Origin of the sequence: Streptomyces sp. NPDC094034, from assembly GCF_040303865.1 — a bacterium.
In the GTDB taxonomy this organism is placed as follows: Bacteria; Actinomycetota; Actinomycetes; order Streptomycetales; family Streptomycetaceae; genus Streptomyces.
The window spans coordinates 133754-160153 of the sequence record NZ_JBEOUD010000017.1 but is presented as its reverse complement, the minus strand read 5'-3'; the positions used below and the strand labels follow the sequence as shown (position 1 = coordinate 160153).

Sequence of the window (26400 nt, the reverse complement as noted above, 5' to 3'; positions counted from 1 at the left end):
CCTCAAAGCAGCACTTGCGGTGGAGGGTTGGGCGTCAAGGGAGGAGCGCAGCGCAATCGGCGCAGCCGACGCGACGAAGGAGCGCCCTTGACGCCCAACCCGCAACCGCGAAACTGAAACCCAGGGGCGGCCCCCACCCGAGCCCAAACCCCCCGGCCCACCCCGACTACCCCTCGGCCCTCACCCGACGCCAACCCCACCCCAACTACCCCCCACTGTTGCGGGCCAGCTCCAAGGCGTAATTCGGGTACCAGTCCCCGGCCTTGGGGCCGCCCTTGCAGTCGCCGTCCGACTCTCCCGGGCGCTTGATCCACAGGTATGCCTTGACCAGCGGGTCCCCGGTCTTCGTGGTCGGTTGTTCGCCGAGCGCGCGGCCGGGCGGGTTGCACCAGTTCTCGCTCGGATCGCCCTGGGTGTAAGGGCCGTTGCCGTTGCGGCTGGTGTCGACCACGAAGGGCTTGCCGCCGACCTTGGCGGACAGCCGTTTGCCGAAGTCCTTGCTCGCCGCCGTCGGATAGAAGTTGGACACGTTGACCGAGAACCCGTCCGCGTCGGCGATGCCCGCCCGCTGGAGCGGTTCGAAGAGCGCGTCGGGTGTCTGCCAGCCGGCGTTGCCCGCGTCCAGGTAGACCGAGGTCGCCGGCTGCTGCTTGAGCCGCTGGATGGCGCCCTTGAGCAGGTCGTAGCGCTCCTCGTGGAACTGGCCTGGGGTACAGCCGTCCACCAGGTGCAGTAGGGCGTCGGGCTCCAGGATCACGGTCGCGCGGCGGTCGCCGATGCCCTTCGCGACCTGGTCGACCCACGCGCGGTACGCGTTGCCGTCCGAGGCGCCGCCCTTGGAGAACTGGCCGCAGTCGCGGTGCGGGATGTTGTAGAGGACGAGCAGTGCGTCGCGGTCGGCCTTCTTCGCCGCTTCCGTGAAGCCCTTGGTCTGTGCCTCGGGGGTGTCGGCGCCGATCCACTCGGCGACCGGTTGTTCGGCGATCTTCCGGATCAGCGCGGCGTTCTCGGTGGCGCCCGCGCTGTCGTACGCGGCGACCTGACGGGCCGCCCTGCCCTCGGGGTTGACCCAGTACGGCGCTTCCGCCTTGGGCCGCTGGCCGATCGGCGACGCCTTCGTACCACCGTCGGCGTCGTCACCGTCGCCGTCGGACGAACAGCCCGCGAGCAGCAGCACGGCCCCCGCCGTCGCCACACCGGCCCGTACGCGTCCGGCCCCGGCGCCGCGGCCGCGGCCGGAATACCTGCCGTACATTCACTCCCCCTTGGTGCACGATCACTGTGTCCTGGGTCCGGGGCCGCTCTCCCCCGGCCGCCCCGAGCGAGCCGGCCCGGTCGTCGCCAATCCTGGCATACCGGCCCTGGGCCGGGCGGCGTCCCCGTCGGCTGTCGCGGTCAGCTGTCGCGCGGCTCGTTCACTCCCGTCAGATACGCCGAGACCACCACGTTCGCTGTGTAGGAGCCCGTCGCACGGTCGAAGGTTCCGCCGCAGGTGATCAGCCGCAGCTCCGCACGGGACCTTCTGTGCGGCCCATAGGCCTTGTGCGCGTCGAAGCGGTCCGTGCCGAAGACCCGTACGTCGTCGACGGTGAACTCGGCGGTCTTCCCGTCCGCCCGGGTCACCAGGATCTTCGCGCCACGCCGGGCCGCGCTCAGCCCGTGGAACACCGCCGGTTCCGTCGTGGTGTCGGCATGGCCGACGAAGAGCGCGGCGCCCTCCGCGCCCGGCTTGACCCCGCCGCCGTACCAGCCGACCACGCGCGGTGTCGCGAACGGCGGCGGGTCGATCGCCCCGGTGCCATCGAGCCCGCGGGCCACGACGGGCGCGTCGATCCCCATCGCCGGCATCTCCACGCGCCGCGGCTCGGCCGGCTCCAGCGGGGTACGGGCCGGTGGCAGCGCCACCCTCAGCGGGCGGCCGACCGCCGCGACATCGCCGGTGGTGAGCGCGGACCATCCACCGGGCCCTTCGCCGATGTCACGGCCCCAGACCCAGAGCCCCAGCAGCAGGACGGCCCAGGTCACTCCGGCCAGCAGTCTCCCGATGCCCGGGGCGGCGCTCCGGCCGGACATATCAGTCCGAGTCCCGCTCGGAGTGGCGCGAGCGCCGTGCGCTCCTGAGGGCCACGGCGACCGCGGCGACACCGGCCAGGACCAGGCCGATCACCGCGTGCGGCATACCGGGCCCGGTGGCCTCGGCGGCGGACCGTGAATCCGTGTCCACGTCACCCATGTCATCCACGTCACCCACGCGGCGCGCGTCTCGTGTCCCCTGTACGTCTACGTCACCCGCGTCCGCGGCCAGGGGCGCCGCGCCACCGCCGCCCGCGCGGACCGGTGCGACGGGACTGGCGTGGTGACCTGGCCGGTCGTGCCCGGCGGGGGCGACGACATCGAAGCTGCCCGCGCCCGCGTGACCATGACCGTCGCAGCGCACATCGATCTCGTATCTGCCCTCCTTGACGGAGGATCCGATGACGGTGGATCCGGTCAACGCGCCGCCCGCGCCGCCTTTCAGTTCCGCCTCGGCGGCGAACACCCGCGACACGGCGGCAGCGGAAGTGCTCGCGCAGCCCTCGGCTCTGATCTCGATCGCACCGCCCGGGGCGACCGCGGACGGCGTGACCATGAGCTGTACGGAGTCATGGGCCCGCGCGTCGGCGGCGCCGAGGACGGGCGTGGCCATCAGTACGGTGACCACCCCCGCGGCACGGAGAGCGAGCAACCCTGAACGCATCGTGAACCTCCTGGTACACGACAGACTCACGCGCGCCGCGGGATTTCGCATCCGCAGCGCGCGGTCACTCGCTCATACGCCGCACGGACACACTCAGACGCGGTCGATCAGATCGGCGATCGAGTCGACGATCCTCGACGGGCGGAACGGATAGCGGTCCACATCGTTGGGGGTCGTCACGCCGGTCAGCACCAGGAAGGTCTCCATCCCTGCCTCCAGCCCGGCCAGCACATCGGTGTCCATCCGGTCACCGATCATCGCGCTGGTCTCGGAGTGCGCGCCGATGGCGTTGAGCCCGGTCCGCATCATGAGGGGGTTGGGCTTGCCCGCGAAGTACGGGGCCTTGCCCGTGGCCTTGGTGATCAGCGCGGCGACGGCGCCGGTCGCGGGCAGCGGCCCCTCGGTCGAGGGACCGGTCTCGTCGGGGTTCGTGCAGATGAACCGCGCGCCGCCGTTGATCAGCCGGATCGCCCGGGTCAGCGCCTCGAAGCTGTACGTACGGGTCTCGCCGAGCACCACATAGTCCGGCTCGTGGTCGGTGAGGATATAGCCGATGTCATGCAGGGCCGTGGTCATCCCGGCCTCGCCGATGACATAGGCCGTACCGCCGGGCCGCTGGTCGTCCAGGAACTTGGCGGTGGCGAGCGCCGAGGTCCAGATGTTGTCCACGGGCACATCGAGCCCCATCCGGGCCAGCCGCGCCTGGAGGTCGCGCGGGGTGTAGATGGAGTTGTTGGTGAGGACGAGGAACGGCTTGCCCGACTCCCGCAGTCGCTTGATGAACTCGGCGGCGCCGGGGATCGGGACACCCTCGTGGATGAGGACGCCGTCCATGTCGGTGAGCCAGGACTCGATCGGCTTGCGCTCTGCCACTGGACTGTTCTCCGCTCTGCGGTGGCCAATAATGCACGGTCCGACACGCTCAGCCTAACCAGCGCGTGCGGTGGACGGCACGGGGTCCCGTCCACCGCACAGACGACCAGGACGGCGGCCGGGATCGCGGCCGGCCGAGGAGGTCCGTCAGCTGCCGGTGGCCGACTTCCATGCGTCTATGTACGTGTCGAGGTTCTTCTCGATGTCCTTCCAGTCCGGCTCGAAGATCTCCACGCCGTCGATCAGCTTCGAGAGCGCGACGGCGTTCGCGTCGGTGGGCTTGATGTCACTACGGGCCGGAAAGCCGCCGCCGATCTCGCTGACCTGCCCCTGCGCCCGCTCGGCGAGCATGAAGTCGAGGAGCTTCTTGCCGTTCTCGCTGTGCGGGGCCTTGCTGACCAGTCCGGCCGCGTAGGGCAGGGCGAAGGTGGTGGGCTTGCCGCCGTCCTTCGCCGGGAACCAGATGCCCAGGTTCGGCATGGACCTGGCCTGCGCGAAGTTCATCTGAACGTCTCCGTTGGCCACCAGGATCTCGCCCTTGTCGACCTTGGGCGCGAGCTTGGAGGTGGAGGACGACGGGCCGACGTTGTTGGCCTGAAGCTTCTTGAGATAGGCCATCGCCGGCTCCTTTCCGCCGAAGTCGTGCATGGCCTTGATGACCACGGCCGTGCCGTCGCCCGCGACGCCGGGCGTCGAGTACTGGAGCTTGTTCTTGTACGCCGGGTCGAGCAGGTCCTCCCAGGTCGTGGGCGCCTGCTTCAGCTCCTTGGTGTTCCGGATGAAGCCGAAGTAGTTGTTGACGACCGTGGTCCACGTGGAGTCGGCCGACTTGCCGGCCGCGTCGATCCGCTCGGCGCCGCTCGGCTCGTACGGCTGGAGCAGACCCTTGGCGTCGGCCTGCTGGATGAACGGCGGGAGGGTGACGAGGACATCGGCCTGGGTGTTGGACTTCTCCCGGACGGCGCGCTGCACGACCTCGCCGGATCCGCCCTCGACGTAGTTGACCTTGATGCCGGTCTCCTTCTCGAAGTCCTTGAAGACCTGGTCGTACCAGCCGTCGCCGTTCTCGCCCTTGAGTCCGTCGGCGCTGTAGACGGTGACGGACTTCTCGTCCGAGGCGGTGGAGGAGCCGCCACAGCCGGTGAGGGAGAGCGCGAGGACGACTCCGCCCGCGATCAAGGGCAGGACGGATGCCCGCAGGACGGGCTTGTGCGGGGCGGGCTTGTGCGGGGCGGACGTCCGCGGGGTGGGGAACGGCCGGCGAGTGAAGGCGCGCATAACGTGGTCTTCTCCTAGCGGAAAGTGGCTTTGGTGCGGATACGGGAGAGGGCGAGCAGCACCAGCAGCGTCGTGCCCATCAGGACGACGGCGACGGCGGAGCCGGTGAAGAGGGAGCCGCGGTCAGTGGCGGTGAAGATCCGTACCGGCAGTGGCATCCAGTCGGGCGGATAGAGCATCATCGTGGCGCTCAACTCGCCCATGGACAGGGCGAAGCAGAGGCCGGCGGCCGCGTTGAGCGAAGGCAGCAGGAGCGGAATCCGCACCCGCCACAGCACATAGGAGGGGCGGGCGCCGAGCGACGCCGCCGCCTGTTCGTACATCGGGTCCAGCCGCCGGAGGGCCGCCGCCACCGACTGGTGGGCGAACGCCGTGACCAGCACGGTGTGCGCCAGGATCACGATCCAGCGCGTGCCGTTCAGCAGCAGGGGCGGCCGGCTGAACGCGACCAGTACGGCGAGCCCCACGACCACCGACGGCACGGCCACGGGCAGCATGAACAGCGCTTCGAGGACGCGCCGTCCGCGCCTTCCCAGCGCCGCTCCGGCCAGCGCGGCCCAGGTCCCGATGGTCAGCGCCAGCAGGCTGGCGGTGACGGCCGTGATCAGGCTGGTCAGCAGGGCCTGGAGGGATTCACCGCGTACGGCGGCGCTGTAGTGCCCGGCGGTCGGCCCGGAGGGAAGCGCGCCCGACCAGTTGGTGGCGAACGACGCGGCGACCACGACGAGCAGCGGCAGCGCGAAGAGCGGAACGAAGAGGACGAGGAAGCCGCCCCAGGCGGCCCACCGTCCCGTACGGCTATGCACCAGCACGGCGAGCCACCATTCGGTAGACGGCGTACAGCCCGACGGAGAGCGCGACATTGACGACGGCGACCACGCAGGCGGCCGGATAGTCGGATTCGAGGATCGCCTTGCTGTAGACGAGCGTCGGCAGGGTCGTGACGCCCTTGGCGCCGGTGAAGAGCACGATCCCGAACTCGTTGAGACAGAGGACGAGAACGAGACTGCCCCCGGCGGCGAGCGCGGGCAGCGCCTCGGGCAGGATCACCCGCCGCACGATCCTGGCCGGCCGGGCACCCAGCGAGGACGCCACTTCGATCTGCGCGGTGTCGAGCTGGGAGAAGGCGGCGAGCAGCGGGCGCATCACGAAGGGCGTGAAGTACGTGATCTCGGCGAGGAGCACGCCCCAGGGGGTGGTCAGGAATTGGACCGGCCCGGACGCGGCGCCCGTGAGGTCCGTCCAGGCGCCGTTGACCATGCCGACCGTGCCATAGATGAACAGCAGCGCGAGCGTGATCAGGAAGGACGGGAAGGAGAGGAAGACATCGATGAAACGGGCGACCGCCCGGCTGCCGGGGAACGGTACGAAGGCGATGACGAGCGCGAGTGCGAAGCCGAGGACCAGACACCCGGCGGTCGAACCGACCGCCAGCCAGACCGTGGTGGTAAGCGCCTCGCGGAAGGCCGCGGAGGCGAAGACCTCGGTGTACGGCTCGATCGAGGTGCCGCCCGAGTCGGGCGAGAAGGACTGCTCGACGACCAACGCGAGCGGATAGAGGAAGAAGAGCGCGAGGGCGGCGACGGGCGGCAGCGCCCACAGAAGCCTCCGGTGGCGCCGGGCCCCACGGGTCTTCAGCGGCTCAGGATCCTGCCCCGGCGTACGGTCCTTACGCGGCTCGCCTTCCTTCCACATCCCGCTTCCGGGTCGTCGCACGGCCTCCTTCGCCGCCCCGGCGCCGGACACGGCGCTAGACATCGGGTCCACCGCCAGCCGCGCCGGCGGGCAGCAGCACCGCGTCCTCGGGCGCGAAGTGCACGGTCACCTCGTCGCCGAGGGCCGGGGCCTCGCGCAGCTCCCGAACATCCGCCTTGAGCCGGTGGCCGGCCACCTCCACGTACAGCCGGTGGGTGGAGCCGCGCCACTGCACCTCGGCGACCGTGCCGCGCAGGGCGTTGGGCCCGGCACCGAGACCGACGAGATGCGGGCGTACGCAGAGGGTGGCCGTGGCGCCCCGCGCCGCGTCGCCGGTCGCGACCTCGATCTCCGTACCCGCGAAGGCGACCCCGGCCGCGGCGACCGTGACGGGCAGCAGATTCGCGTTGCCGACGAACGACGCCGTGAACTCGGAACGCGGACTGCGGTACAGCTCGCGCGGGGTGCCGCAGTCTGTCAGCCGCGCCCGGTCCATGACGGCGATCCGGTCCGCCAGGGTGAGCGCCTCGACCTGGTCATGGGTGACGTACAGGACGGAGACATCGGGCAACTCGCGGTGCAGCCGGGCCAGTTCCGTGAGCATTCCGGAACGCAGCCGCGCGTCGAGCGCGGACAGCGGCTCGTCGAGGAGCAGCACCCGGGGGCGGATGGCCAGCGCGCGGGCGATGGCGACGCGCTGCTGCTGGCCGCCGGAGAGTTCGCGCGGGTAGCGCCGGGCGTACGCGGCCATGCCGGTCAGCCCGAGCGCCTCGGCGACCCGGCCGGGGATCTCGCTCCTGGGGACCTTCGGGTCCCGCTGCGCCTTGAGCCCGAAGGCGACGTTCTCCTCGACCCGCAGATGCGGGAAGAGCGCGTACTGCTGGACGACCATCCCGATGCCGCGTCGGTACGGCGGCAGGTCGGTGACGTCCCTGTCGCCGATGAACACCCGTCCGGCGGCCGGCCTGACGAATCCGGCGACGGCGCGCAGCGCGGTCGTCTTGCCGGAGCCGGAGGGGCCGAGGAGCGCCATGAACTCCCCCGGCTCGACGGTCAGATCGAGGGAATCGAGGACGGTGGTCCCGTCGTACGCGACCGACACGCCGTCGAAGCGGATGCCACTGCGCGGGGGCGAGTGCGAGGCCCCGGCTTCGGGCGCGGTGTTCCTGACCGTGGAGCGGGTCATCACTCCGCCTCCGCCGCGGCGAGGGCGGCCGGCAGACCGGCGACCGACGCGAGGACATGCGTCGCGCCGCTCGCCTCCAGCGCGTCCCGGCCATGGGCGCCGGTGAGCACGCCCGCGACGACTCGCGCGCCGGACCGAACCCCGCTGAGCATGTCGTACGACGTGTCACCCACGACCGCGATCTCCCGGACCCCGTCGGCCGCGCCGGTGCGCAGGAAGGCCGCGAGCACCATGTCCGGGTACGGACGCCCGCGCCCGCCCGCGTCGGCCGGGCAGAGGGTGAGTCCCACCAGGTCCCGCCAGCCCAGCGCGGCCAGGATCGCGTCCTGGGTGACGCGGGCGAAGCCCGTGGTCAGTACTACCGTCCGGCCTTCGGCGCGCAGTTCCTCGATGGCTTCGCGCGCACCGGGTACGGGCGCGATGTGCCCGGCGGCGACCAGCTCCCCGTAGGCCGCCTCGAAGGCCGTGTTCGCCTGCTGGGCCTTCGCCTCGTCCCCGAAGAGATGCCGGAAGACGGAGATCTTGGACTCGCCCATGGTGGCGCGCACATGAGCGAGCATCGACTCCGGCTCGGCGCCCATCCGACGGACCGCGACCGAGAACGCGCGCTCGACCAGTCCGCCGTCGGCGACCGTGGTGCCCGCCATGTCCAGCACGACCAGCTTGATCGCGTCGGCCCGGCCGTTGGTGCCGTCGGCCGGCTTCCCCGACACAGTCGGTTTGTCCGCCTCGCCCACCACAGTCGCCTCGCTCGCCTCCATCGCCTCGCTCGCCTCCATCGCCTCGCTCGCCTCCATCGCCTCGCTCGCCTCCATCGCCTTGCTCGCCTCCGACGCCTTGCTCGCCTCCGTCGCCTTGCCCACCTCAGTCACCTTGCTCGCGTCATTCACCCTGCTCACCAGTCCAGTTCGTTCGCGGTCGTCTCGGCGATGGCGGGCGAGCAGGTCATCCCGCGCCCGCCCGGCCCCGTCACCAGCCACACCCCGTCCCGCACCCGCTCCCGGTGCACGACCCGGGTGGTGTCGACGCACTGCGCGTACACCCCGGCCCAGCGGCGCCTGATCCGCGGCAGCGGCCGGCCGAGGAAGGACTCGACGACGGCGGAGAGATGCGCGTACGGGTCGTCCAGCAGGTCGAAGGCGAAGGGGTGCGCGTACTCATGGGTGTCGCCGATGGTCAGCCCGCCGTCCCGGCGCTGCACCATCAGCAGCTGCATCCGGTGTTCGGCGGCGACGGGGTCCTGTGCCTGGCCCGCGTTGAGCGCGTCCAGCGCCGCGCTCGCGTAGGCCGGGTAGTAGCGGAAGCTGTCGGCGTCCGCGACCGAGGTGGTGAGGTCCTCGCCGAGGGGATCGGTCTGCATCATCTGGAGGCGCACGCGGCGCACCGGCAGATCGGGCACCAGCTCACGGACGAGCCCGCTCAGCGCGGCGCCCGTGCAGAGGATGACGGCGTCGCCGGTGTGCGTCTCGCCGTGGTCGTCACGGACGGCGTGCTCACCGACGACCTCGCGGACCTCGCGCCCGCCGACGTAGGCGTAACGCCCGGAGGCCAGCAGCTCCCGCTTGAGGGCGAGTTGGGCCGTACGCGGCTCGACGGCCGCGTCCCGCTCGCACCACAGAGCGGCCGTGAAGTCACCCCGGAGCGCCGGGTTGACCACCCGCGCCTCGGCGGCCGTGAGCAGTCGATAACCGCGGGCGGCCGCGTCGGGGCGGGAGGCCGCCGCCTCGGCGACGGCGAGCTCCAGCTCGGTACGTACCGGCGTCAGCGAACCGTTGGCCCGGAAGCCGAGGTCGGGGACACGACGGCCGATGTCCTCCCACAGCTCGCGGGCCCGCAGCGCCGTCTCCAGCTCCTCGCCGCCCGCGCGGCCACTGACCCAAATCTGTCCGAAATTACGGAGAGAGGCCCCTCGCGCCTCGGTCTCGCGCTCGATCTGTACGACCTCGTGGCCGCGGTTCACTGCGTGCCAGGCGTGCATGGTTCCCACCACGCCGGCTCCTACGACGATGACTCTCACAGCGGCAACGCTCCTCGCGGGTGGTGGCCCGGAACCGTCCGGTCGGCGACCGGACGGTTAACGGGCCCTCAAGTTTGGACCAGACCCGTTATCTTTCCGTGATCGAGCGAGATAGTCGTGGCCACCGTGGCGACTGGTCGCCAACAGTGAGTCCTCAGGCGCGAGCCGCGCCCAGGTGGGCGGTGAAGCTGAATCGGTCACCGCGGTAGAGGGTGCGTACGCGCTCCAGCGGGTTGCCCGCCGTATCGCGCGAGACACGGTGGATCAGCAGCATGGGCAGAGCCGGCGGGGTGCCGATCAGCAGCGCCTCGCGCGGGGTGGCGAGCACGGTCTCGATCCGTTCGTCCGCGTCCCCGAAGGAGATGCCGAGCTCGTCACGGAGATAGGCGTAGAAGGACGAATCGGGGTCGAACTCCGTGGCCAGGGAAGGCACGCGGGCGACGGAGACATACGTGCTCTCCAGCCCCACCCGCTCATCGTCGGCCAGCAGCACCCGCTCCATGTGCCAGATCGGCTCACCGAGCGCCACCCCCGTCGCGGCGGCCAGCGAGGGCGGGCAGGCGAAGCGGTCGAGGGAGATGAGGCTACGGCCCGGCCGGCGGCCCTGCCTGCGTACACCCTCGGTATAGCTGGCGAGCGAGAGAGGCTGCTCCAGCTTGGGGCCCGCGACGACGGTTCCCCGGCCCTGTCTGCGCAGCCGGCCCTCCAGCAGCAGTTCGCGCAGGGCTTGGCGCACGGTCTCGCGGGAGACCTCGTACCGTACGGCGAGATCGCGTTCGGTGGGGAGCAGCCCGCCTTCGCCCAACTCCTCGATCAGAACGGCGACCCGCGCCTTGACCGCGTAGTACTTGGGGATGCGGCCGTGCTCCGGAATGCCGGAGCGGACGGGTGCGCCTGGTGCCTGGTCGTTCGGGTAGTCCACCTGGGGATATTCGCATGCGGCGTACGGGCCCGGCCGGTCAGGGGCGCCCGGTCCGCAGCCGCCGTACGCCGGCGACCAGCACGACTCCGGCCGTGAGCAGGGCCGCCGCGGCGGCGATACGGCCGATGAGGTCGTCGCCGGTTCCGGCGCGGGCGAGTTCGGGCGGTGCGTCCGCCCGCTTCTCCTTGTGGCCCTTCTCGCGGTACCCCTCTTCCTGGTCGCTGTCCGCCCTGTGGCCGTTCACCTTGTCGCCGTTCACCCCGCCCGAGCCGACGGCGAAGTCGTACGTGTTGGACTCCCCCAGCCAGTCGCCGTCACGGCCCCGGCGCTGCACGGTCGCGGCACTCATCACGACCCTGTTCGGGCGCGTGTCCGCGGCGAAGGCGAGCCGCGCGCTGATGGTCACGGTCCGGCCCTCTGGCACGACGAAGCCCGGGAAGCCGTCGTTGAGGACACCGACGATCTCGTCCTCGTCGGTCTTCTCCAGCGACAGCGTGCGCCACCGCCCTCCGTCGCCGGACGTCGCCGGCCTGATCTGGAGCGTGACCTGGGATACGGCCAGCGTGCGGTCCCGGTCGGCGAGCACGACGACGGGATGGACGTACCGGCAGTCCGCGTCCGTGGTGTTGGTCAGATCGAGAAACCAGGCCCCGGGGCCGCCACCGGGCCGGAAGCCGGCGGGCCCGCCATGGATGCGGGCCTCGATCGGGAAGTCACGATCGGAGACATCGCCGCAGCGGGGCTCGCGCGTCGACTCGCGCGTCGACTTACGTGTTGACTCACGCGTCGACTCACGCGCGCCGGAGGAGGCCGCCGTCCGGACAGTCGTCGCCTGCTCGGCCCGTGCCTCCTGGTTCAGCGCGGGCAGCGCGGGCGGCGCGGGCATTACGGTCGGCGCGAACGCGCCGGCGGCGGTGACCCCGAGGGCAAGGGTGCGCCGGAGCCTCGCGAAAGGCTTGGGTCGTATGGACGGCTTGGGTCGTATGGACGGCTCGGGTCGGATAGACGGCTCGGGTCGTATGGACGGCTCGGGTCGGATAGACGGCATGGGTCGCACGGCCTTTGCTGATCGCGTGACGGTCGGGGCGGCGTTGCCCAGCCACTGGACGAACGAGTCGGGCCCCGCATCCCTGACGCTGTCATGTGCCGGAGGCCCGGCCCGAGCGCTGTACCCCCAAATGGGTGACCAATCGAACAAATGAACTCGATCAGCCCAGCTCCGCACTTCGGCGGTGTCTGAACACCGGCGCCAGGACCAGCTGCGCGGCGCCCTCCGCGACCGGGTGCGCGCCCCCTTGGGCCGCCGCCACGGCGATGCCCGCGCCCCGGGCGCGTTCGGCGACGGCGGCGGCCACTCCCCGTACGAAACGCTCCTCGTACGCGGCGATCGTCCGGCCACCGAGCAGGACGCGGTCGATGTCGAGCAGTCCCACGAGGTTCGCCGCCCCGGCACCGAGCACCCGCGCGGCCTCCGCCAGATCGCCGCGGGCGACCGCCGCCAGACAGAGCGCCTCGATACAGCCGCGGCTGCCGCACTCGCACAGGGGCCCGTCGAGCTGGATGACCTGGTGACCGAACTCGCCCGCGCCGGTGCGTGCGCCGCGGTGGAGCGTACCGCCGAGGACGAGCCCGGCCCCCAGGCCCGTACCGAGATGGAGATACACGAACGAGTCGCCGGGCCCGCGCAGCGCCAGTCCGAGGGCGGCGGCGTTGGTGTCCTTGTCGAGGACGACGGGGAGTTGGAGGCGCGCGGCGAGGGCGTCGCGCAGCGGGAAACCGTCCCACTGCGGAAAGCCGGTGACGCGCCGAGGTACGCCGGTGGTGTGATCGAGCGGTCCGGGCATCGCCACGCCGACACCGAGCAATTCTCCGCCCCGGAGCTCGGGCCCGCCCCGCTCGGCCACGACGCGTCCGGCCCGTCCTGCCTCCGCCCGTACCGCGTCCACCTGTACCGCCGCCGCCTCGATCACCCGTTCCGCCCCCGCCCCGAGGTCGAACGGAACCCTGCGTACCGCCACCGGCGTGCCGGCCAGGTCGACCAGGACCGCCGTCAGTTCGTCGCGGTCCAGATGCAGGCCCACGGCGTACGCGGCCGAGGGGACGAGCCGCAGTACGGTCCGTGGCTTACCGCCCGTGGAGGCGCGGCGACCGGCCTCCGCCGCCATGCCCTCCGTACGCAGTCTGGCCGTGATCTTGCTGACCGCCTGGGGGGTGAGGCCGGTGCGCTCGGCCAGTTCCAGCCGGCTGATCCCGCCCTCACCCGCCGTACGCAGCAGGTCGAGCACCAGCGCCGCGTTGTGGCCGCGCAGCGTCGGCAGATTGGCGCCCGCGCTCTCCCTGCCGTTCCCACTCCTGCTCCCACCCCCGCTGCCGTTCCCGCCCTCGCTCCCGCTCCACTCCGCGTTCCCGCTCCACTCCACGTTCCTGTTCTCGCTGTCGTTCCCTCTGCCGTTCCCCGTGCTCACATCCGTCACATCTGCCATTGTCACTCCTGCTTGCACTTTGGCAACAGCGTTGCTTAAGTGGACGCATGACTGGTACCGGCACCCCAACGCGCGTCGGACTCGTGGGCTACGGCCTCGCGGGCTCCGTCTTCCACGCCCCGCTGATCGCCGCCACCGACGGGCTCGTACTCGACACGATCGTCACCTCCAGCCAGGAGCGCCGGGAACAGGCGCGCGCCGAGTTCCCCGGCGTACGGTTCGCGGCCTCGCCGGACGAACTGTGGCAGCGGGCGGACAGCCTCGACCTCATCGTCATCGCCTCGCCCAACAAGACCCATGTCCCGATCGCCACAGCCGCGCTCAAGGCCGGACTGCCGGTCGTCGTGGACAAGCCGGTCGCCGGCAGCGCCGCCGAGGCGCGAGAGCTGGCCGCGCTCGCCGAGGAACGCGGGCTGCTGCTCTCCGTCTTCCAGAACCGCCGCTGGGACAACGACTTCCTCACGCTCGCCCGCCTCGTCGCGGCGGGCGAGCTGGGCGACATACAGCGCTTCGAGTCCCGCTTCGAGCGGTGGCGCCCGCAGCTCAAGGGCGGCTGGCGCGAGTCGGGCGCGGCCGAGGAGATCGGAGGTCTGCTCTACGACCTCGGGAGCCATGTCGTCGACCAGGCGCTGGTGCTGTTCGGCCCGGCGGTACGGGTGTACGCGGAGGCGGACGCACGCCGCCCGGGCTCCGAGACCGACGACGACACCTTCATCGCGATCACCCACGCGAGCGGCGTGCGCTCCCATCTCTACGCCAGCGCCACCACCGCCCAACTGGGCCCGCGCTTCCGCGTGCTCGGCTCGACGGCCGGCTATGTGAAGTACGGACTCGACCCCCAGGAGGCGGATCTGCGCGAGGGCAGGCGGCCGGGCAGGGAGACGACGGGCTGGGGCGTGGAGCCCGAGTCGCTGTGGGGCAAGATCGGGGCCGGGGAGTCGCCGCTGACGGGCGGGGGCCATCCCGTGGAGACCGAGCCGGGCGACTATCCGGTGTACTACGCGGGGATCGCCACCGCTCTGCGCGAGGGCACCGCGCCCCCGGTGACGGCGCACGAGGCGGCGGCCGCGCTCGACGTACTGGAGGCGGCGCGGCGCTCGGCCCGCGAGGGCACCGCGGTCACGCTGGAGGTCCGCTCATGAGCGCCCCCGCGTCCAACGCCCCCGCACCCGACGAAGCCCCTGCCCCCACGCCCCCCACGGTGGCCGAGCTCGAAGCGCAGGAAGCCCGGCTGGTCCTGCGTCACTTCACCCATGACGACGCGTGGGCGCTGGGCGGTCTGCTGGTCGAGCTGGCGCGCGAGCAGAGCGCGCCGGTGGCGATCGACATCCGCCGGGGCGCACAGCAGCTGTTCCACTGCGCCTTGCCGGGCTCGACGGCGGACAACGACGCGTGGATCGACCGGAAGCGCCGGGTCGTGGAGCGGTACGGCGCCAGCTCGTTCCTCGTGGGCACGCGCTTCCGCGCCAAGGGCACCACCTTCGAGGAGTCCTCACGTCTGGACCCGGACCTGTACGCGGCGCACGGCGGCTCGTTCCCGATCGCGGTGGAGGGCGCGGGCGTCATCGGCACGGTGACGGTCTCGGGCCTGCCGCAGGCGGAGGACCACGCCATGGTGGTGCGGGCGCTGGAGCGACTGCGCGGCTGAGGAGCCACGGTGCGTGCGGCGCGTACGGGGGCGGATGGACTGGGCAGGAGAGGAGAGGAAGGGACGGGCGCGAGAGGCGGCCGTGGTACGGAACGGGCGGGCCGTTCGGTACCACGGCCGCCTCTCGCGTCAGGCGTCCTTGAACTCCCGGAGGTCAGGCGTCCTTGAACTCCCGGAGGTCAGGCGTCCCTGAACTCCCGGGCGTCAGGCGTCCTTGAACTCCTGGCGCTGCCGCCCCAGTCCCGCGATCTCCAGCTCCACCACATCACCCGCGCGCAGATACGGCTTGGGCTCCGGCTTGCCCAGCGCCACCCCGGCGGGCGTCCCGGTGTTGATGACATCGCCCGGGTACAGCGTCATGAACTGGCTGACGTACCGCACGACCTCACCCACCCCGAAGATCTGCTCGGCGGTCGTGCCGTCCTGCTTCAACTCGCCGTTGACGTGGAGCCTGAGCGCCAGGGCCTGCGGGTCCGGCACCTCGTCCGCGGTCACCAGCCAGGGGCCGAGCGGGTTGAACGTCTCGCAGTTCTTGCCCTTGTCCCAGGTGCCGCCGCGCTCGATCTGGAACTCGCGCTCGGAGACATCGTGCGAGACGGCGTACCCGGCGACATGGGCCAGCCCCTCCTCGGCGGAGTCCAGATAGCGGGCGGTACGGCCGATGACGACCGCGAGTTCGACCTCCCAGTCGGTCTTGACGCTGCCCCGGGGGACGAGAACGGTGTCGTCGGGGCCGACCACGGTGTCCGGAGCCTTGAAGAAGATGATCGGCTCGGCCGGAATCTCCGCTCCGGTCTCCGCCGCGTGGTCGTGGTAGTTCAGCCCGATGCAGACGATCTTGCCGATCCGGGCGAGCGGCGGTCCGACGCGCGGCGCGGGTCCGTCGAGCACGGGCAGTTCGCCGGACGCGGCGGCCGCCCGGATCCGGTCCAGCGCGGTGTCATCGGCGAGCAGCGCGCCGTCGATGTCCGTGACCAGCCCGGACAGGTCCCTGAGGCTCGTCCCGTCCTGGTCGAGCAGCGCGGGGCGCTCGGCCCCCGCCGTACCGACACGCAGCAGCTTCATGTCTGTCTCCTCTGGTCGAACATGACCCGGCCGATGGATGCGGCCACCGGAAGGAATTGGCCGATCCTCCAAGACATCCGATCACTCTGCAAGCCCCTGTTCACCCCCTGGACCGGAGGCGGGCGGGGCGTCAGGGGGTGGCGGTGGCCAGTGCGCCGCCCGCCGGATACATGTCCCGGTAGAGGAAGTAGCGTTCGGCCGCCGTCCACGTCGTACTCGTCACCACGTACAGCGCGGCGGCCAGCGGCACCACGGCGACAGTGAAGAGCGTCGCGAAGGACAGCAGCGGCATCATCGTCGTCATCGCGCCCATGCCCGGCAGCTGCTGCCCGTCGGGCCCCGCCGGCATCGCGGGAGCGTGCGCCATCTGGATCTTCGTCCGGCGGAAGTTGAAGGTGGCGACGCCGGCGACGATCGCGAAGAGGCCCAGATACACCAGCCCCGCGCCGCCCAGCAGACCGCCGTGCGCGAGCGCGTCCGTCCAGCGGTCGCCGAGCGGCGCGGCGAAGAGGGAGTGACCGAGCAGTTCGTTCCGCTCGCCGCCGATCGTGCTGTTGGAGAAGAGGTGGTACATGAGGAAGAACGCGGGCATCTGAAGCAGGCTCGGCAGGCAGCCCGAGAGCGGTGAGACCTTCTCCTTGGCGTGCAGTTCCATGAGCGCCTTCTGCATGCGCTCGGGGTTCTTGCCGTGCTTCTTGCGCAGTTCGGCGATCTGCGGGGCGAGTTTGGTACGCGCCTTCTGGCCGCGGGCCGCCGCGCGGGAGAGCGGATGGATCGCCAGCCGTACGCACGCGGTGAAGAGGATGATCGCCGCGGCGGCGGCGCCCGCGCTGAAGAGCGGCTGGAGCAGATTGGCGAGTTGTTCGACCAGATTGGCGAAAACGGACATGGTGAGCCCTCCGTGGGTCTCGTCGTGCCGGATGAGATGCAGCTCGGCATGACGACCCGCGCGGGGGGGTGTGGAGCGGGCGGCTGTCCTGCGTTTCCCTGCTCTGCGTGCCCCTGCTACGCGGCCGTCGGAAGCAGACGGCCTGGCGCTCGGGGCCGGGTGCGGCCCGAGGCGTCGGGGTCCCGTTGGGGCAGGAAGGCGGTGCGTTGCTCGCGGTCGCGGATGGCCGTACGTACCCGGTGTCGCGGGTGGGCGGGTACGGAGCGTGCGCTGATCAGGGCGCAGACGACGAGGGCGGAGCCCGCGGCGGCCGTGGCGGTGGCGGCGAGCGCGACGGCGGCGGAGAGACCGCCGGCGTCGAGGAGCAGGACTTCGGCGACGAGGAAGAGCAGCAGCCCGGCGGGGCGCAGCAGCCGTAGCGCGCTGCGGACCATGGCCTGCCCCTCTCGGTTCCTCGTTCTCGTACGTGTACGTGTACGTGTACTCGTAGGCGTACTCGTACTCGTTTTCGTCCTCGTTCTCGCGACAGAAGCCGCTTCAGCCGTTATACACGATCGGTCTCCAGGGGCTGAAGGAGCCGACGGGGCCGGAGCAGGGCCCGGCGTACCGGATCCCGCGGGTCCGGATCGAGTCCCGGGCCCGGCAGCATCTCGACGTCACCGGGTGGTACGGGGACGCCGCAGGCCGGGCATTCGCCGTACGCGCCCAGTTCCGTACCGCAGGCGGCGTGTGTGAAGATCCGCAGCGGCTTCGCACCGTCGGCCTGCCCGGCGCCGTCCGTCTGCCCGGTGCCGCCTTCCCGTCCCGTGCCGTCCGCCTGCCCGGTACCCCAGACGCTGAGTGAGCGCAGGACCGGCCAGAGGGCGATGCCGCGATCGGTCAGTACGTACTCGTCGCGCGGCGGGGAGTACTGGTAGCGCCGCTTCTCCAGCACACCGGCCCGCTCCAGCGCCTGGAGACGGGCGGCGAGTACGGCGCGGGGCAGACCGAGGTGGACGAGGAAATCGTTGTACCGGCGCACCCCGTAGAAGGCATCGCGGACGACGAGGAGCGTCCAGCGCTCGCCGACGATCTCCAGCGCGCGGGCGATCGAGCACTGCTGTGTCGCGTAGTCCTTGCCCAGAGCCATGGAGTCACCTTAACAAAACTTGGGTTCAATGAATGAACCTAAGCTGTTAGGGTGGGGCGCGCACGTCAGGTTCATTCACTGAACTCACGGCACTCACGGCACTCAGGGAGCTCACGGAGCTCACGGCAGGGAACCGAGCCGTCAACGAGGGGACGACACCGCCATGGCCCAGCGAGCACCCCAGCGATCGGCCGGGCGACCGGCCCGGCAGGCAGGACGGCAGGCAGTACGGACCGACGCGGGAAGCGGGCGCGCGCCGCGGGACACCGAGTCGGGCCCGCCCGCACCCGCACCCGCCGCCGCACCCGCACCCGCACCCGCCCGGCCGCCACGCGCGGCGGCCACCCTCGCCGTGACCAGCGCCGCCACCACCGTGGCGCTGATGAACTACACGACCCCGCTGCTCACCCTCCCGCGCTTGAGCGCCGACTTCGGGACCCCCCTCTCCGCCCGCGCCTGGCTGCTGAACGGCGCCCCGCTGGGCCTCGCCGTCGTCCTGCTGATCGCGGGCAGCCTCGCCGACGACTACGGGCGGCGCCGGGTCTTCCTCCTCGGCACCGTCGCGCTCGGTGTCACCACGGCTCTCGGCGGCCTCACCAGCGACACGCTCCTCTTCACCCTCGCCCGGGTCGGCCAGGGCGCGGCGAGCGCCGCGATCATCGCGAGCAGCCTCGGTCTGCTGGTGCACGCGTTCCCCACCGGGCTCGGCCGGATCAGGGCGACGGGCATATGGGGCGCGTTCGTCAGCGCCGGGATCGCCCTGGGGCCGCTGCTGTCCGGCGGGCTGAGCGGCTTCGGCTGGCGGGTGACATACGGCGTCCTCGCCGTGGCCGCGCTCGTCGCCGCCGGCTTCGCCGCCCACGTACTGACCGAATCACGCGCCCCACGCCGGGCCGGGCCCGATCTGCCGGGCGCGCTCGTCCTCGGTCTCGCGCTGACCGCGCTGCTGAGCGCGCTCACCCTGGGGCGCGACGGCTGGCTGCGTACGCCGGTCCTGCTTCTGCTGCCGGCCGCGCTCGCGCTGACCGGGGCCTTCATCGTCATCGAGCGACGGGCCGCCGCGCCGTTGATCGACCTGGGGCTGCTGCGGAGGCCGCTGTTCCTGGCCGCGTCGACAGGCGGACTGTTCACCGGGCTCGCGGTGATCGGCCTGATGAGCTATCTGCCCGCGCTGATCCAGCAGACCCTGCGCGTCTCGGTGATCGGCGCCGCGTGGCTCTTCCTCCTCTGGTCGGGTACGGCGTTCCTGGTCGCCCTCCAGGCCCGGCGTCTCGCGGGCCGGGTGGCGGCCCGGCACCAGCTGGCCCTGGGGTTCGGACTGCACGCGGTGGGCGCGCTGGGCATGCTCGGGGCGCTGGACGCCGGGTCCTGGATACGGCTGACACCGGGCCTGTTCGTGGCCGGGGTGGGCAGCGGTCTGCTGAACGCCGCGCTGCCACGCCTCTCGGTGGAGTCCGTCCCGGCGGAGCGCGCGGCGATGGGCTCGGGCGCCAACAACACGGCGCGCTATATCGGTTCGTCGGCGGGTGTCGCGCTGATCATCGCGGTGGCCACTTCCGTGGCCGATCCGGCGCACGGCGCGGACCTGGCGATCCTGGCGTCGGCGGGGTTCACGGTGCTGGGCGCGACGGCGGTGCTGGTGCTGCGGGAGCGCCCTCCGAAGCCGTGACCGCGCACGCGCCGTCCGCAAAGTCGCCCTCGGCAGCGGCGCCGTCCGCAAAGCCGCCGTCCGCAGAGTCGCCCGAGACGGCGCGACCCGAGACGGCACGACCCAAGGCGGCACGACCGGAGGCCGAAGGCGTGGCATCGAGCGAATCACTCGCGAGTACGTCCGCGTCCGGCCGAGGATCGGCATCGGCCTTCGTCACCGAGGTCACCACCAGCGCGACGACGAGATTGGCGGCGAGCGCGACGATCCCCGCGTTCACCCCCCACACCGGATCGTGGCCGGTGAAGACCAGCGCGCACACCGTCCCCACCCCCACCGCCAGCCCGCTCAACCCGCCTGTCGGCGTCAGTCGCCGCCACACCAGCCCCAGCAGCACCATGGGGAGCAGCTGCGCCATCCCCTCGTACGAGATGAGGGAGAGCCGTACGAGCGTGTTGGGCGCGACGTACGTCAGCACCAGCGCACTCGCGCCCGCCGCCACGACGACCACCTGCGCGGCGCCCTTCTGCCTGGCCCGCAAGCGCGGTACGAGCGAGAGCACGCTGCGCCCCCACATCGTCCCGATCACCAGCATGAACACGGCCATCGGCACGATGGAGGAAAGGGCAGCGGCCACCCCGATGATCCCGACCGCCCAGGCGGGCAGCGAGTCGACCACCAGCCGGAAGAGCGCGAGGTTGGAGTCGGCGCCGGTCAGCCCGGGGACGACGAAGAGCGCGGCCATGCCGAGCAGCATCGGGATGAAGAGCAGCACGTTGTAGGCGGGCAGCCAGATCGCGTTGCGGCGCAGCGCGTCGGCGTCGCGGGCGCCCAGATAGCCCGCGACGGTGGTGGAGAAGATGACCACGGTCAGTGCGTTGAGCAGGGATGTGGTGATGAACCAGGCGGTGCCCAGCCCACTGCCGCCCGCTCCGCCGCCGTCGTGTCCCGGCAGGGTCAGCCACTCCCCCTTCCACGCCACCAGCCGGTCGAGGAGCGGCCCGTAGCCGTCGAAGTAGTGCAGCGGCACATAGACGGCGAGGAACCCCAGGGTGCCGATCACCAGTACGTCCTTGAGCACCGAGACCCAGGCGCTCCCCCGCAGCCCGCTCACCACCACGAATCCGGTGGTCACCGCGAAGGCAATGAAATAACCCCAGTTGAGGCTTATCGCCCCGTACGAGATGGTCGACACGACGACGCCCATGCCGGTGATCTGGAGCTGGATGTACGGCAGCAGGAAGACGGTCGCGAGCACCGCCGTCAGGGCACCGAGCCAGGGCCGTCCGAAGCGGTGGGCGAGTATGTCCGTGATCCCCACAAGGTCATGGCGGCGCGCATAGGCCCACAACATGGGGCCGACCACATAACCGACGGCGTAACCGCAGGACATATAGGCGACCACATAGAGGACCGGGGCGCCGTAGTTGTAGCCCCAGCCCGCGGCGCCCAGATAGCTGAAACTCGTATAGCTCTCGCCGGCCATCAGCACCCAGATGAAGACGGCGCCGAGACTGCGTCCCCCGACAGACCACTCGGCGATCCCGCCGCCCGTACGGCGACGGACGGCGAGCAGCCCGAGGCCGACCGTCCCGACCATGAAGACGGCGAAGATCGTGGTGGCGACAGCCGCGTTCACTCCGCTCCCTCCCGGCGCCGCAGCCGCTGATCCCCGCGCCAGGCCAGAGCGACGGCGACGGGCGTCAGCACCGTCGCGCCGAGCAGCCACAAGGACAGGAACGGCAGCCCGAGGAGCACGGGCTCCACCCGGTTCACCCAGGGCAGCGCCACCAGGAACAGCACGAAGGGAACCAGCAGCCAGAGCAGATGAGGACGGTGTCGAAGCACGTCAGGACCTTAGACGAGGCACGACCGGCCACCGCCCTCCGCTCCCGCCCCGCACGGCAGTACGGTGTCCGTCATGCGCCCCGACATGCCTGCCGACCACACCACGGAAGCCGAGCGCCTGCTGCGCACCGCTGCCCGGTACCCCGAGGATCACGAGCCCCTGCTCCTCCGTGCCGCGGCCCATCTGGAACTGGCCGGCGACCGCGCTCGCGCGACCGGCCTCTACGACACCCTCCTCGCGGCCTCCCCCGACCACCCCCATCTGGTGAAGGCGCTCCAGGCCGCCAACCTCTGGGAGTACGGCCACGAGGCGGAGGCCCGCGCGATCATCGACGGCCTGCGCACCGCGGCCCCGCTGGACCCGGGCCCCTGGGAGATCGTCGCCGAGACCCTGGAGTCCCACGACGAACTCGAAGTGGCCCACGACACCTTCACGTCGGCGCTCAACACGCTGCTCACCCCGGGCGAAGAGGTCCCCTACCCGGTCCACAACCTACTGATCGGCCGCCACCGCGTCCGCCGTCTGCTGGCCCTGGACCACGACGACTGGGACGGCCTGGCGGACCGTGTCAACCCCGCCTCGGTCACCCTCGACGAACTCCACGACCCCAAACGCCTCTGGTCCCTGGGCTCCGACAACCCCGCCGAACTCCAGGCCGAGATCACCCGCCTCCGCGCCGAACTCGGCTCGTACCGCACGGCCCTGTCCCGCCCCTTCCCGGTGGCGATGCTCCACTGGCCGGCCCCGGAACTGGCCGAACTCCTCACCGCGTACCCGACCCTGACCACCGAGTACCCGTCGCACGAGGCCCACCTGTCCCACCTCGAATCCTCCCTCCGCGACCTCGCCGCCACCGGCACCCCGAACCTGGGCATCGTCACGGCGACGGTCCCGTCGTACGAGGCGTTCGCGGCCTCGGAACAGTCCTCCCCGTCCAACACGGACCTGCTCCCCCAATACGCCACCACCCTCGCAGCCCGAGGCCGAGCCACCCCCTGGCCCCCAGCCCGCAACGCCCCCTGCTGGTGCGGCTCAACAAAGCCCTACCGGGACTGCCACGGCGGGGGCTAAAGGCGAGGGGCACTGAAGGGAGTGCGGCCGCCGCCACGAATCAAATGCGAGGCCCCCACCATGACGGGTGCGCCGGAACGCCGAACCTCCGGCACACCCAGAGAGCGAGAGTCAATCCGGGGACCTTTTCAGCTGCTATCTCATCTCGCCATTCCCCACTCAACGGCCCGAGGTGATCCGCCCCAATCTTCACCGTCCCGCCAAATCGACGCAATACCCCGTTGCTCCAAATAGTCCGAGTAACCCCCGATATCCTCGGTGAAGAGACCTATGAGATAAGGCTCGGGACGCTTGCGCTCAAGGTACAAGAAATGGCTGTACTCATAGAGTTGACCAACTGCCTGCCGTACGGCCTCTGTCGGATTACCACCGCGAACAACCTTCGCCTCCACCAGCCACTCATCACCGGTGGACGAACCCTCATTCATACGGTTCAAGACAAGATCTTTAGGATGCACGAGCCTAGTTGTCGGAACGTACCCACATGACACGACATGCCGACCAAAGGATTCGATCAGCGCCTCATGATGGCGCTTCTTGACCTGTTGCCGTGCGGTGATGTTCGCGATGTAGTCAGAACTATCCTTGGGACAGAAGCCAGCGAGAGCGTCCCGCTCACTGACCGTGCGCCCATCGGGCGCATAATTCACTTCAAGAGGCGTGGGGCTATCCTCATACCACCACAAGCGATCAGCGGTATGCACCCTCTTGAGTAGTTCAGCAGCGTGCGCGAGGTCATCTTGGAGCCCCACCTCATCAGGTAGAGCCGCCGTCTCGTAGCGGCGAGCAATTACACTCGCGGCCTCATACGCTTTGGGACGATCCGCATGATGCATCAACTCCGGCTCGTCCGCCCACCCGTTCCTTCGTTGAGCAGCTATCGCTCTGCGAAGTCGCGTGGCCTGACGTCGAAGATGCTCCTGCCGCGCTTGCCCCCTACCGAGTCGCTCTTCTAGATGCGTAATGCCTTGCTGGAGCGTTAGCGAAACTGTTAGGAGATCCGCGCTGAAAATGTAGGCCAAGTAGAGCCCCTTCCCCGCGTCGCTATTAATCTCGGGATCGAACACGCCAATCCACGGCGTTGCGGCGGGAGTCGTTTGCCCTCCGTACCCCCTGACGAAGAGTCCCGACGGAAGCCCCAGGTCGGCTCGCTTCGCGACACCTCGCAGCACCCGCTGCCCCACGACGTCCCGTCTCGATCCCGCGTTCGCATCGTATGTTTCAGCGACCTCTTGCAGCAGACCACGTATCCCCATGTTCCAAATTTAGAACAGGACAGCGTGTTTGACGATCAGGTTTGATCGACGAGAACTGTCACATGGAGCCCGACAGGACTCTGGGCGCGACGCCGTCACCTCTACCACTCAGGGCATTTCGTCCTCGCCGCGGGCTTCGGCGCGATCCAGAGCCTCGTTGGGGTCGCGGCCGTGGGACGGAGCCAGTGGAGGAGGTCGGCGATCATGCCGATCGCCGCCTCTTCCGCGCCTACCACGCTCAGGCGTTCGTGCTGCTGCGACATGAGAGTGCCACGGGAGCCATAGAGTGCCAGGAGGGCTTCTGCCTTGGCGACTTAAGGTCCGCCTACGTGGTCGGAGCCCGAACTGAGGACCGTGGCCAACTCGCACCAGGTGACCTTGGAATCTCCGCGCAGAATGACGCCCCAGCGGTCCGTGATGGCGTTCACGAGTGCCATGCCTCTGCCTGACTCCTCCTCAGGCGTCACAGAGATGAGCGTAGGAAGTGCGCGGGTGTCCGGGTCGCTTACTTCGAGCCGGAGGTGTTGGCCCTTCATGGATACGGCCAGGGTGGTGGGCGTCCCCGGGCCGACGTGCTTGATGACGTTGGTGACCAACTCAGTCACACACAGCTGTGCGGGGTCGACCAACCCTGGCAGGCCCCACAAGTTCAGATGCACTCGCATGACGCTCCGTAGGCCGGCCAACTCCTCGACTTCCGCCAGGAAGGGCAGATTCCATCCCTTCCTGGCGATGCCGAATCGACACTCACCCACATCAACCACCTCTGTCGCATTGCTTGTTGGCCACCCTGCGTGGCCGTTCGCGCTCTCAGCGTGACATTGGAACTCTCAATATGGAACTCTCAGACAGGCTTCCTGGAAGCACGACAGTTGCCGCACGCCCCCGGCGCACGCTGTGTTGCCTGTGATGCGCGGCACCGTGCACGCTCTGGAAGATCAGACGAGAAGGGCCACACTCATGGCAGTCGGACCAACAACACGGAGGCGCCAACTCGGCGCCGCCCTCCGCCGACTACGAGAGAGGAAGGGCCTCACGCTGGAAGAGGCGGGGGCCCTGGTAGGTATCTCCAAAGCGACCTTAAGCAGGTACGAGACCAAAGAAGGAACGGTCAAGTGGCCTGCGGTGGACGCACTCTGTCGTGAGTACGGGGCCTCGGAGGAAGAACGCCTGACGCTCGTCGAGTTGGCCAAGGGGGCCAAGATCCGCGGGTGGTGGCGCTCGTTGGCGGATCCCATTCCCGAGTCGATGAACCTCATGCTGACCCTTGAGGACGAGGTTGTTCGAGAGGATCACTACGCCTGTATGTACGTCCCTGGACTGCTTCAGACCCGCGCGTACGCGGAGGCGGTTCACCGGGCTTCGGAGATGCGCTGCACCGACCAGGAGATCAACCACATGGTCGACATTCGCATGAAGCGACAGGACCTGCTGGAGAGGGACGAACCTCCACACATCTGGGCAGTCATCGACGAGGCGGTGATCCGACGAACGGTCGGTGGACGCGAAATCATGCGTCGGCAGTTACGTCATCTGCTCGCGCGGGCTCACGAGCCGCACATCACCTTCCAGATACTGCCGTTCGAGGCCGGTGCCCATGCCACCGCCGTCGGCAGCTTCGTCATCCTCGGTGGAGCGAAGCCCGAACTCGACGTGGTGTATGTGGACATCCTGGGCGGTGGCCTCTTCATGGAGAAGCCTCAGGAACTCGCGCGCTATAAATTGGCGTTCGAATACCTGCGCGCTCAGGCGTTGGACATCGAGGCGTCAGTCGCGCTCCTGAATCGGGTCTGCAAGGAGCTGTAATGGATTGCGAAAGCCTCTGCTGGATCAAGTCGTCGTACAGCGGCGGGAGCGGCACGGAGTGCGTCGAGGTCGCCGAACTGGCCGATGGTTCGATCGTGCGGGACTCGAAGGATCCCGGTGGGGGCAGGATCGTCTTCGGTGGGGCGGCCTGGAGACGGTTTGTTCTGGGGGTGCGGGAAGGGGCGTTGCGGGCTAGAGGTACGGGCGGATGATGATGTCCGGGCGGTCTGGGCGGGATTTGGCCAGGCGGAGTTTGGTGCGGATCGCCGCTACCAGTTCTTCGGGGTGGTCGCGGATCAGGGCTGGGGCCGCGCTCGTGACGTCGATGCCGTGGGACTCCATCAGCAGGCGGCGGCGCAAGGTAGCGCGGTATTGGGGCGCGCCCAGGTGGTATTCCTCCGAGTCGACCTCCAGGGCCACCCCCGCGAAGGGCCAGTAGGCGTCCGGCTTGGCCAGGAAGGTGCCCTGCGGGGTGAGGAGGGTCGGGTTCCAGAGGGCGTCCGGGAGGCCGGCGGTGCGGAGCGTGTCGCGGGCCTGGGCCTCGGCGATGGAGCGGATGCCTGCGCGGAGTTCTTCCAGGGCGGTGCGTACCGCCGGGTTGCGCAGGGCGTGCGAGGCGTGGAGTTCGGCGCGGAGGTCTTCCGGGTGGCAGCTGCACCGCTGGACCGTCGCGGCGAGGATCGCGCGGATCCGTTCCGGTGAGGGCTCGGGCCTGTCTTCGAAGTAGCGCCGTCCGCCCGCAGGGCGGGCCCGGCGGCGTCCGGTGCGTGCGATCGCAAGGCGGAGGGTCTCCCCAGTACTGGACGTACTGGGGTGACCCGACAACGCGGCGAGCGTGCGTGCCGGGC

The 26400-nt window shown here is 70.2% G+C and carries 28 protein-coding genes and 1 pseudogene; 6 read left to right on the top strand and 23 right to left on the bottom strand.

The genetic code is table 11. The features are described 5' to 3' along the window. Window positions 1–205: 205 nt before the first annotated feature. From ABTZ59_RS17795 to ABTZ59_RS17735, 13 genes are all read right to left on the bottom strand, one after another. Entirely contained in the window at window positions 206–1255 is a 1050-nt protein-coding gene (locus ABTZ59_RS17795; RefSeq protein ID WP_351397780.1) for a glycoside hydrolase family 6 protein, read from the bottom strand. Between the two features lie 140 nt (window positions 1256–1395). Beyond that, window positions 1396–2073: a class F sortase gene (locus tag ABTZ59_RS17790; protein ID WP_351397777.1), complete on the bottom strand. Its 678-nt coding sequence runs from the start codon at window positions 2071–2073 to the stop codon at window positions 1396–1398. A gap of 1 nt (window position 2074) precedes the next feature. After that, entirely contained in the window at window positions 2075–2737 is a 663-nt protein-coding gene (locus tag ABTZ59_RS17785; protein WP_351397774.1) for a hypothetical protein, read from the bottom strand. A gap of 93 nt (window positions 2738–2830) precedes the next feature. Beyond that, on the bottom strand, window positions 2831–3610 hold the full coding sequence (locus ABTZ59_RS17780; protein WP_351397771.1) for an HAD-IIA family hydrolase: 780 nt from the start codon (window positions 3608–3610) through the stop codon (window positions 2831–2833). Window positions 3611–3757: 147 nt separating this feature from the next. Continuing rightward, entirely contained in the window at window positions 3758–4888 is a 1131-nt protein-coding gene (locus ABTZ59_RS17775; RefSeq protein WP_351397768.1) for a 2-aminoethylphosphonate ABC transporter substrate-binding protein, read from the bottom strand. A 14-nt stretch (window positions 4889–4902) separates the two neighbouring features. Then, window positions 4903–5700: an ABC transporter permease gene (locus tag ABTZ59_RS17770; RefSeq protein ID WP_351397765.1), complete on the bottom strand. Its 798-nt coding sequence runs from the start codon at window positions 5698–5700 to the stop codon at window positions 4903–4905. Then, a complete protein-coding gene (locus tag ABTZ59_RS17765; protein WP_503003047.1) occupies window positions 5687–6583 on the bottom strand; it encodes a 2-aminoethylphosphonate ABC transporter permease subunit in 897 nt (298 codons plus the stop codon). Before ABTZ59_RS17765 ends, ABTZ59_RS17770 begins: the two co-directional genes overlap by 14 nt. Window positions 6584–6638: 55 nt before the next feature. Continuing rightward, window positions 6639–7769, bottom strand: coding sequence for an ABC transporter ATP-binding protein (locus ABTZ59_RS17760; protein ID WP_351397759.1), 1131 nt, complete (start codon window positions 7767–7769; stop codon window positions 6639–6641). Beyond that, window positions 7769–8530 (bottom strand): phosphonatase-like hydrolase, encoded by a 762-nt coding sequence (locus ABTZ59_RS17755; RefSeq protein WP_503003045.1) that lies wholly within the window; start codon window positions 8528–8530, stop codon window positions 7769–7771. Before ABTZ59_RS17755 ends, ABTZ59_RS17760 begins: the two co-directional genes overlap by 1 nt. Before the next feature lie 134 nt (window positions 8531–8664). Then, entirely contained in the window at window positions 8665–9786 is a 1122-nt protein-coding gene (locus ABTZ59_RS17750) for a TIGR03364 family FAD-dependent oxidoreductase (protein WP_351397756.1), read from the bottom strand. Between the two features lie 154 nt (window positions 9787–9940). Further along, window positions 9941–10708 carry a GntR family transcriptional regulator gene (locus tag ABTZ59_RS17745; RefSeq protein WP_351397753.1) on the bottom strand — a complete coding sequence of 256 codons (768 nt, stop codon included), beginning with the start codon at window positions 10706–10708 and terminating at the stop codon, window positions 9941–9943. Window positions 10709–10745: 37 nt separating this feature from the next. Continuing rightward, window positions 10746–11594, bottom strand: a complete 849-nt coding sequence (locus tag ABTZ59_RS17740; RefSeq protein WP_351397750.1) for a hypothetical protein — start codon at window positions 11592–11594, stop codon at window positions 10746–10748. 322 nt (window positions 11595–11916) lie between these two features. Further along, complete coding sequence (locus ABTZ59_RS17735) at window positions 11917–13191, bottom strand: ROK family transcriptional regulator (protein ID WP_351397747.1); 1275 nt, start codon at window positions 13189–13191, stop codon at window positions 11917–11919. Window positions 13192–13238: 47 nt separating this feature from the next. Here ABTZ59_RS17735 and ABTZ59_RS17730 point away from each other — a divergent pair, with 47 nt between their 5' ends. Together ABTZ59_RS17730 and ABTZ59_RS17725 are read left to right on the top strand one after the other, a co-directional pair. Beyond that, on the top strand, window positions 13239–14333 hold the full coding sequence (locus ABTZ59_RS17730) for a Gfo/Idh/MocA family oxidoreductase (protein ID WP_351397744.1): 1095 nt from the start codon (window positions 13239–13241) through the stop codon (window positions 14331–14333). Continuing rightward, window positions 14330–14839 carry a heme-degrading domain-containing protein gene (locus ABTZ59_RS17725; protein ID WP_351397741.1) on the top strand — a complete coding sequence of 170 codons (510 nt, stop codon included), beginning with the start codon at window positions 14330–14332 and terminating at the stop codon, window positions 14837–14839. The genes ABTZ59_RS17730 and ABTZ59_RS17725 overlap by 4 nt, the downstream gene beginning before the upstream one ends. A gap of 204 nt (window positions 14840–15043) precedes the next feature. Here the strand turns inward: ABTZ59_RS17725 and ABTZ59_RS17720 are convergent, their stop codons facing one another. The 4 genes from ABTZ59_RS17720 to ABTZ59_RS17705 form a co-directional block, all read right to left on the bottom strand. Further along, complete coding sequence (locus ABTZ59_RS17720) at window positions 15044–15904, bottom strand: fumarylacetoacetate hydrolase family protein (protein WP_351397738.1); 861 nt, start codon at window positions 15902–15904, stop codon at window positions 15044–15046. A gap of 130 nt (window positions 15905–16034) precedes the next feature. Further along, a complete protein-coding gene (locus ABTZ59_RS17715; RefSeq protein WP_351397735.1) occupies window positions 16035–16793 on the bottom strand; it encodes a YidC/Oxa1 family membrane protein insertase in 759 nt (252 codons plus the stop codon). A gap of 116 nt (window positions 16794–16909) precedes the next feature. Further along, on the bottom strand, window positions 16910–17227 hold the full coding sequence (locus ABTZ59_RS17710; RefSeq protein ID WP_351397732.1) for a DUF6412 domain-containing protein: 318 nt from the start codon (window positions 17225–17227) through the stop codon (window positions 16910–16912). Between the two features lie 110 nt (window positions 17228–17337). Continuing rightward, complete coding sequence (locus ABTZ59_RS17705; protein ID WP_351397729.1) at window positions 17338–17922, bottom strand: winged helix-turn-helix transcriptional regulator; 585 nt, start codon at window positions 17920–17922, stop codon at window positions 17338–17340. A 163-nt stretch (window positions 17923–18085) separates the two neighbouring features. Here ABTZ59_RS17705 and ABTZ59_RS17700 point away from each other — a divergent pair, with 163 nt between their 5' ends. Further along, the gene (locus tag ABTZ59_RS17700) at window positions 18086–19591 is read left to right on the top strand and encodes an MFS transporter (RefSeq protein WP_351397726.1); all 1506 of its coding nucleotides are present in this window, start codon (window positions 18086–18088) and stop codon (window positions 19589–19591) included. On the opposite strand, the gene ABTZ59_RS17695 is transcribed toward ABTZ59_RS17700, so the two are convergent. Together ABTZ59_RS17695 and ABTZ59_RS17690 are read right to left on the bottom strand one after the other, a co-directional pair. Next, window positions 19533–21209, bottom strand: a complete 1677-nt coding sequence (locus ABTZ59_RS17695) for a sodium:solute symporter family protein (RefSeq protein ID WP_351397723.1) — start codon at window positions 21207–21209, stop codon at window positions 19533–19535. The genes ABTZ59_RS17700 and ABTZ59_RS17695 overlap by 59 nt on opposite strands. After that, window positions 21206–21418 (bottom strand): DUF3311 domain-containing protein, encoded by a 213-nt coding sequence (locus ABTZ59_RS17690; RefSeq protein WP_351397720.1) that lies wholly within the window; start codon window positions 21416–21418, stop codon window positions 21206–21208. The genes ABTZ59_RS17695 and ABTZ59_RS17690 overlap by 4 nt, the downstream gene beginning before the upstream one ends. Window positions 21419–21491: 73 nt before the next feature. On the opposite strand from ABTZ59_RS17690, the gene ABTZ59_RS17685 reads away from it, so the two are divergent. Continuing rightward, complete coding sequence (locus tag ABTZ59_RS17685; protein ID WP_351397718.1) at window positions 21492–22490, top strand: SEC-C metal-binding domain-containing protein; 999 nt, start codon at window positions 21492–21494, stop codon at window positions 22488–22490. A 140-nt stretch (window positions 22491–22630) separates the two neighbouring features. Here the strand turns inward: ABTZ59_RS17685 and ABTZ59_RS17680 are convergent, their stop codons facing one another. The 3 genes and pseudogenes from ABTZ59_RS17680 to ABTZ59_RS17670 all read right to left on the bottom strand — a co-directional run. Then, on the bottom strand, window positions 22631–23746 hold the full coding sequence (locus tag ABTZ59_RS17680; protein ID WP_351397715.1) for an MrcB family domain-containing protein: 1116 nt from the start codon (window positions 23744–23746) through the stop codon (window positions 22631–22633). A gap of 314 nt (window positions 23747–24060) precedes the next feature. After that, a complete protein-coding gene (locus ABTZ59_RS17675) occupies window positions 24061–24183 on the bottom strand; it encodes a hypothetical protein (RefSeq protein WP_351397837.1) in 123 nt (40 codons plus the stop codon). A 21-nt stretch (window positions 24184–24204) separates the two neighbouring features. Then, window positions 24205–24411 (bottom strand): annotated as a pseudogene (locus ABTZ59_RS17670) (ATP-binding protein); the annotation flags it as partial. 295 nt (window positions 24412–24706) lie between these two features. On the opposite strand from ABTZ59_RS17670, the gene ABTZ59_RS17665 reads away from it, so the two are divergent. After that, complete coding sequence (locus tag ABTZ59_RS17665; protein ID WP_351397712.1) at window positions 24707–25552, top strand: helix-turn-helix domain-containing protein; 846 nt, start codon at window positions 24707–24709, stop codon at window positions 25550–25552. After that, window positions 25552–25764, top strand: a complete 213-nt coding sequence (locus ABTZ59_RS17660; protein WP_351397710.1) for a DUF397 domain-containing protein — start codon at window positions 25552–25554, stop codon at window positions 25762–25764. Before ABTZ59_RS17665 ends, ABTZ59_RS17660 begins: the two co-directional genes overlap by 1 nt. On the opposite strand, the gene ABTZ59_RS17655 is transcribed toward ABTZ59_RS17660, so the two are convergent. Next, window positions 25745–26377 (bottom strand): hypothetical protein, encoded by a 633-nt coding sequence (locus tag ABTZ59_RS17655; RefSeq protein ID WP_351397707.1) that lies wholly within the window; start codon window positions 26375–26377, stop codon window positions 25745–25747. The genes ABTZ59_RS17660 and ABTZ59_RS17655 overlap by 20 nt on opposite strands. Window positions 26378–26400: the final 23 nt, after the last annotated feature.

Coding starts and splice junctions, on each gene's coding strand:
- ABTZ59_RS17755 (WP_503003045.1), bottom strand. CDS start 8,530: ATGGAGGCGAGCGAGGCGACTGTGGTGGGCGAGGCGGACAAACCGACT.
- ABTZ59_RS17785 (WP_351397774.1), bottom strand. CDS start 2,737: ATGCGTTCAGGGTTGCTCGCTCTCCGTGCCGCGGGGGTGGTCACCGTA.
- ABTZ59_RS17715 (WP_351397735.1), bottom strand. CDS start 16,793: ATGTCCGTTTTCGCCAATCTGGTCGAACAACTCGCCAATCTGCTCCAG.
- ABTZ59_RS17740 (WP_351397750.1), bottom strand. CDS start 11,594: ATGCCCGCGCCGCCCGCGCTGCCCGCGCTGAACCAGGAGGCACGGGCC.
- ABTZ59_RS17725 (WP_351397741.1), top strand. CDS start 14,330: ATGAGCGCCCCCGCGTCCAACGCCCCCGCACCCGACGAAGCCCCTGCC.
- ABTZ59_RS17685 (WP_351397718.1), top strand. CDS start 21,492: ATGCGCCCCGACATGCCTGCCGACCACACCACGGAAGCCGAGCGCCTG.
- ABTZ59_RS17660 (WP_351397710.1), top strand. CDS start 25,552: ATGGATTGCGAAAGCCTCTGCTGGATCAAGTCGTCGTACAGCGGCGGG.
- ABTZ59_RS17765 (WP_503003047.1), bottom strand. CDS start 6,583: ATGTGGAAGGAAGGCGAGCCGCGTAAGGACCGTACGCCGGGGCAGGAT.
- ABTZ59_RS17665 (WP_351397712.1), top strand. CDS start 24,707: ATGGCAGTCGGACCAACAACACGGAGGCGCCAACTCGGCGCCGCCCTC.
- ABTZ59_RS17720 (WP_351397738.1), bottom strand. CDS start 15,904: ATGAAGCTGCTGCGTGTCGGTACGGCGGGGGCCGAGCGCCCCGCGCTG.
- ABTZ59_RS17775 (WP_351397768.1), bottom strand. CDS start 4,888: ATGCGCGCCTTCACTCGCCGGCCGTTCCCCACCCCGCGGACGTCCGCC.
- ABTZ59_RS17710 (WP_351397732.1), bottom strand. CDS start 17,227: ATGGTCCGCAGCGCGCTACGGCTGCTGCGCCCCGCCGGGCTGCTGCTC.
- ABTZ59_RS17700 (WP_351397726.1), top strand. CDS start 18,086: ATGGCCCAGCGAGCACCCCAGCGATCGGCCGGGCGACCGGCCCGGCAG.
- ABTZ59_RS17760 (WP_351397759.1), bottom strand. CDS start 7,769: ATGACCCGCTCCACGGTCAGGAACACCGCGCCCGAAGCCGGGGCCTCG.
- ABTZ59_RS17680 (WP_351397715.1), bottom strand. CDS start 23,746: ATGGGGATACGTGGTCTGCTGCAAGAGGTCGCTGAAACATACGATGCG.
- ABTZ59_RS17790 (WP_351397777.1), bottom strand. CDS start 2,073: ATGTCCGGCCGGAGCGCCGCCCCGGGCATCGGGAGACTGCTGGCCGGA.
- ABTZ59_RS17705 (WP_351397729.1), bottom strand. CDS start 17,922: ATGGCTCTGGGCAAGGACTACGCGACACAGCAGTGCTCGATCGCCCGC.
- ABTZ59_RS17730 (WP_351397744.1), top strand. CDS start 13,239: ATGACTGGTACCGGCACCCCAACGCGCGTCGGACTCGTGGGCTACGGC.
- ABTZ59_RS17735 (WP_351397747.1), bottom strand. CDS start 13,191: ATGGCAGATGTGACGGATGTGAGCACGGGGAACGGCAGAGGGAACGAC.
- ABTZ59_RS17675 (WP_351397837.1), bottom strand. CDS start 24,183: ATGGCACTCGTGAACGCCATCACGGACCGCTGGGGCGTCATTCTGCGC.
- ABTZ59_RS17795 (WP_351397780.1), bottom strand. CDS start 1,255: ATGTACGGCAGGTATTCCGGCCGCGGCCGCGGCGCCGGGGCCGGACGC.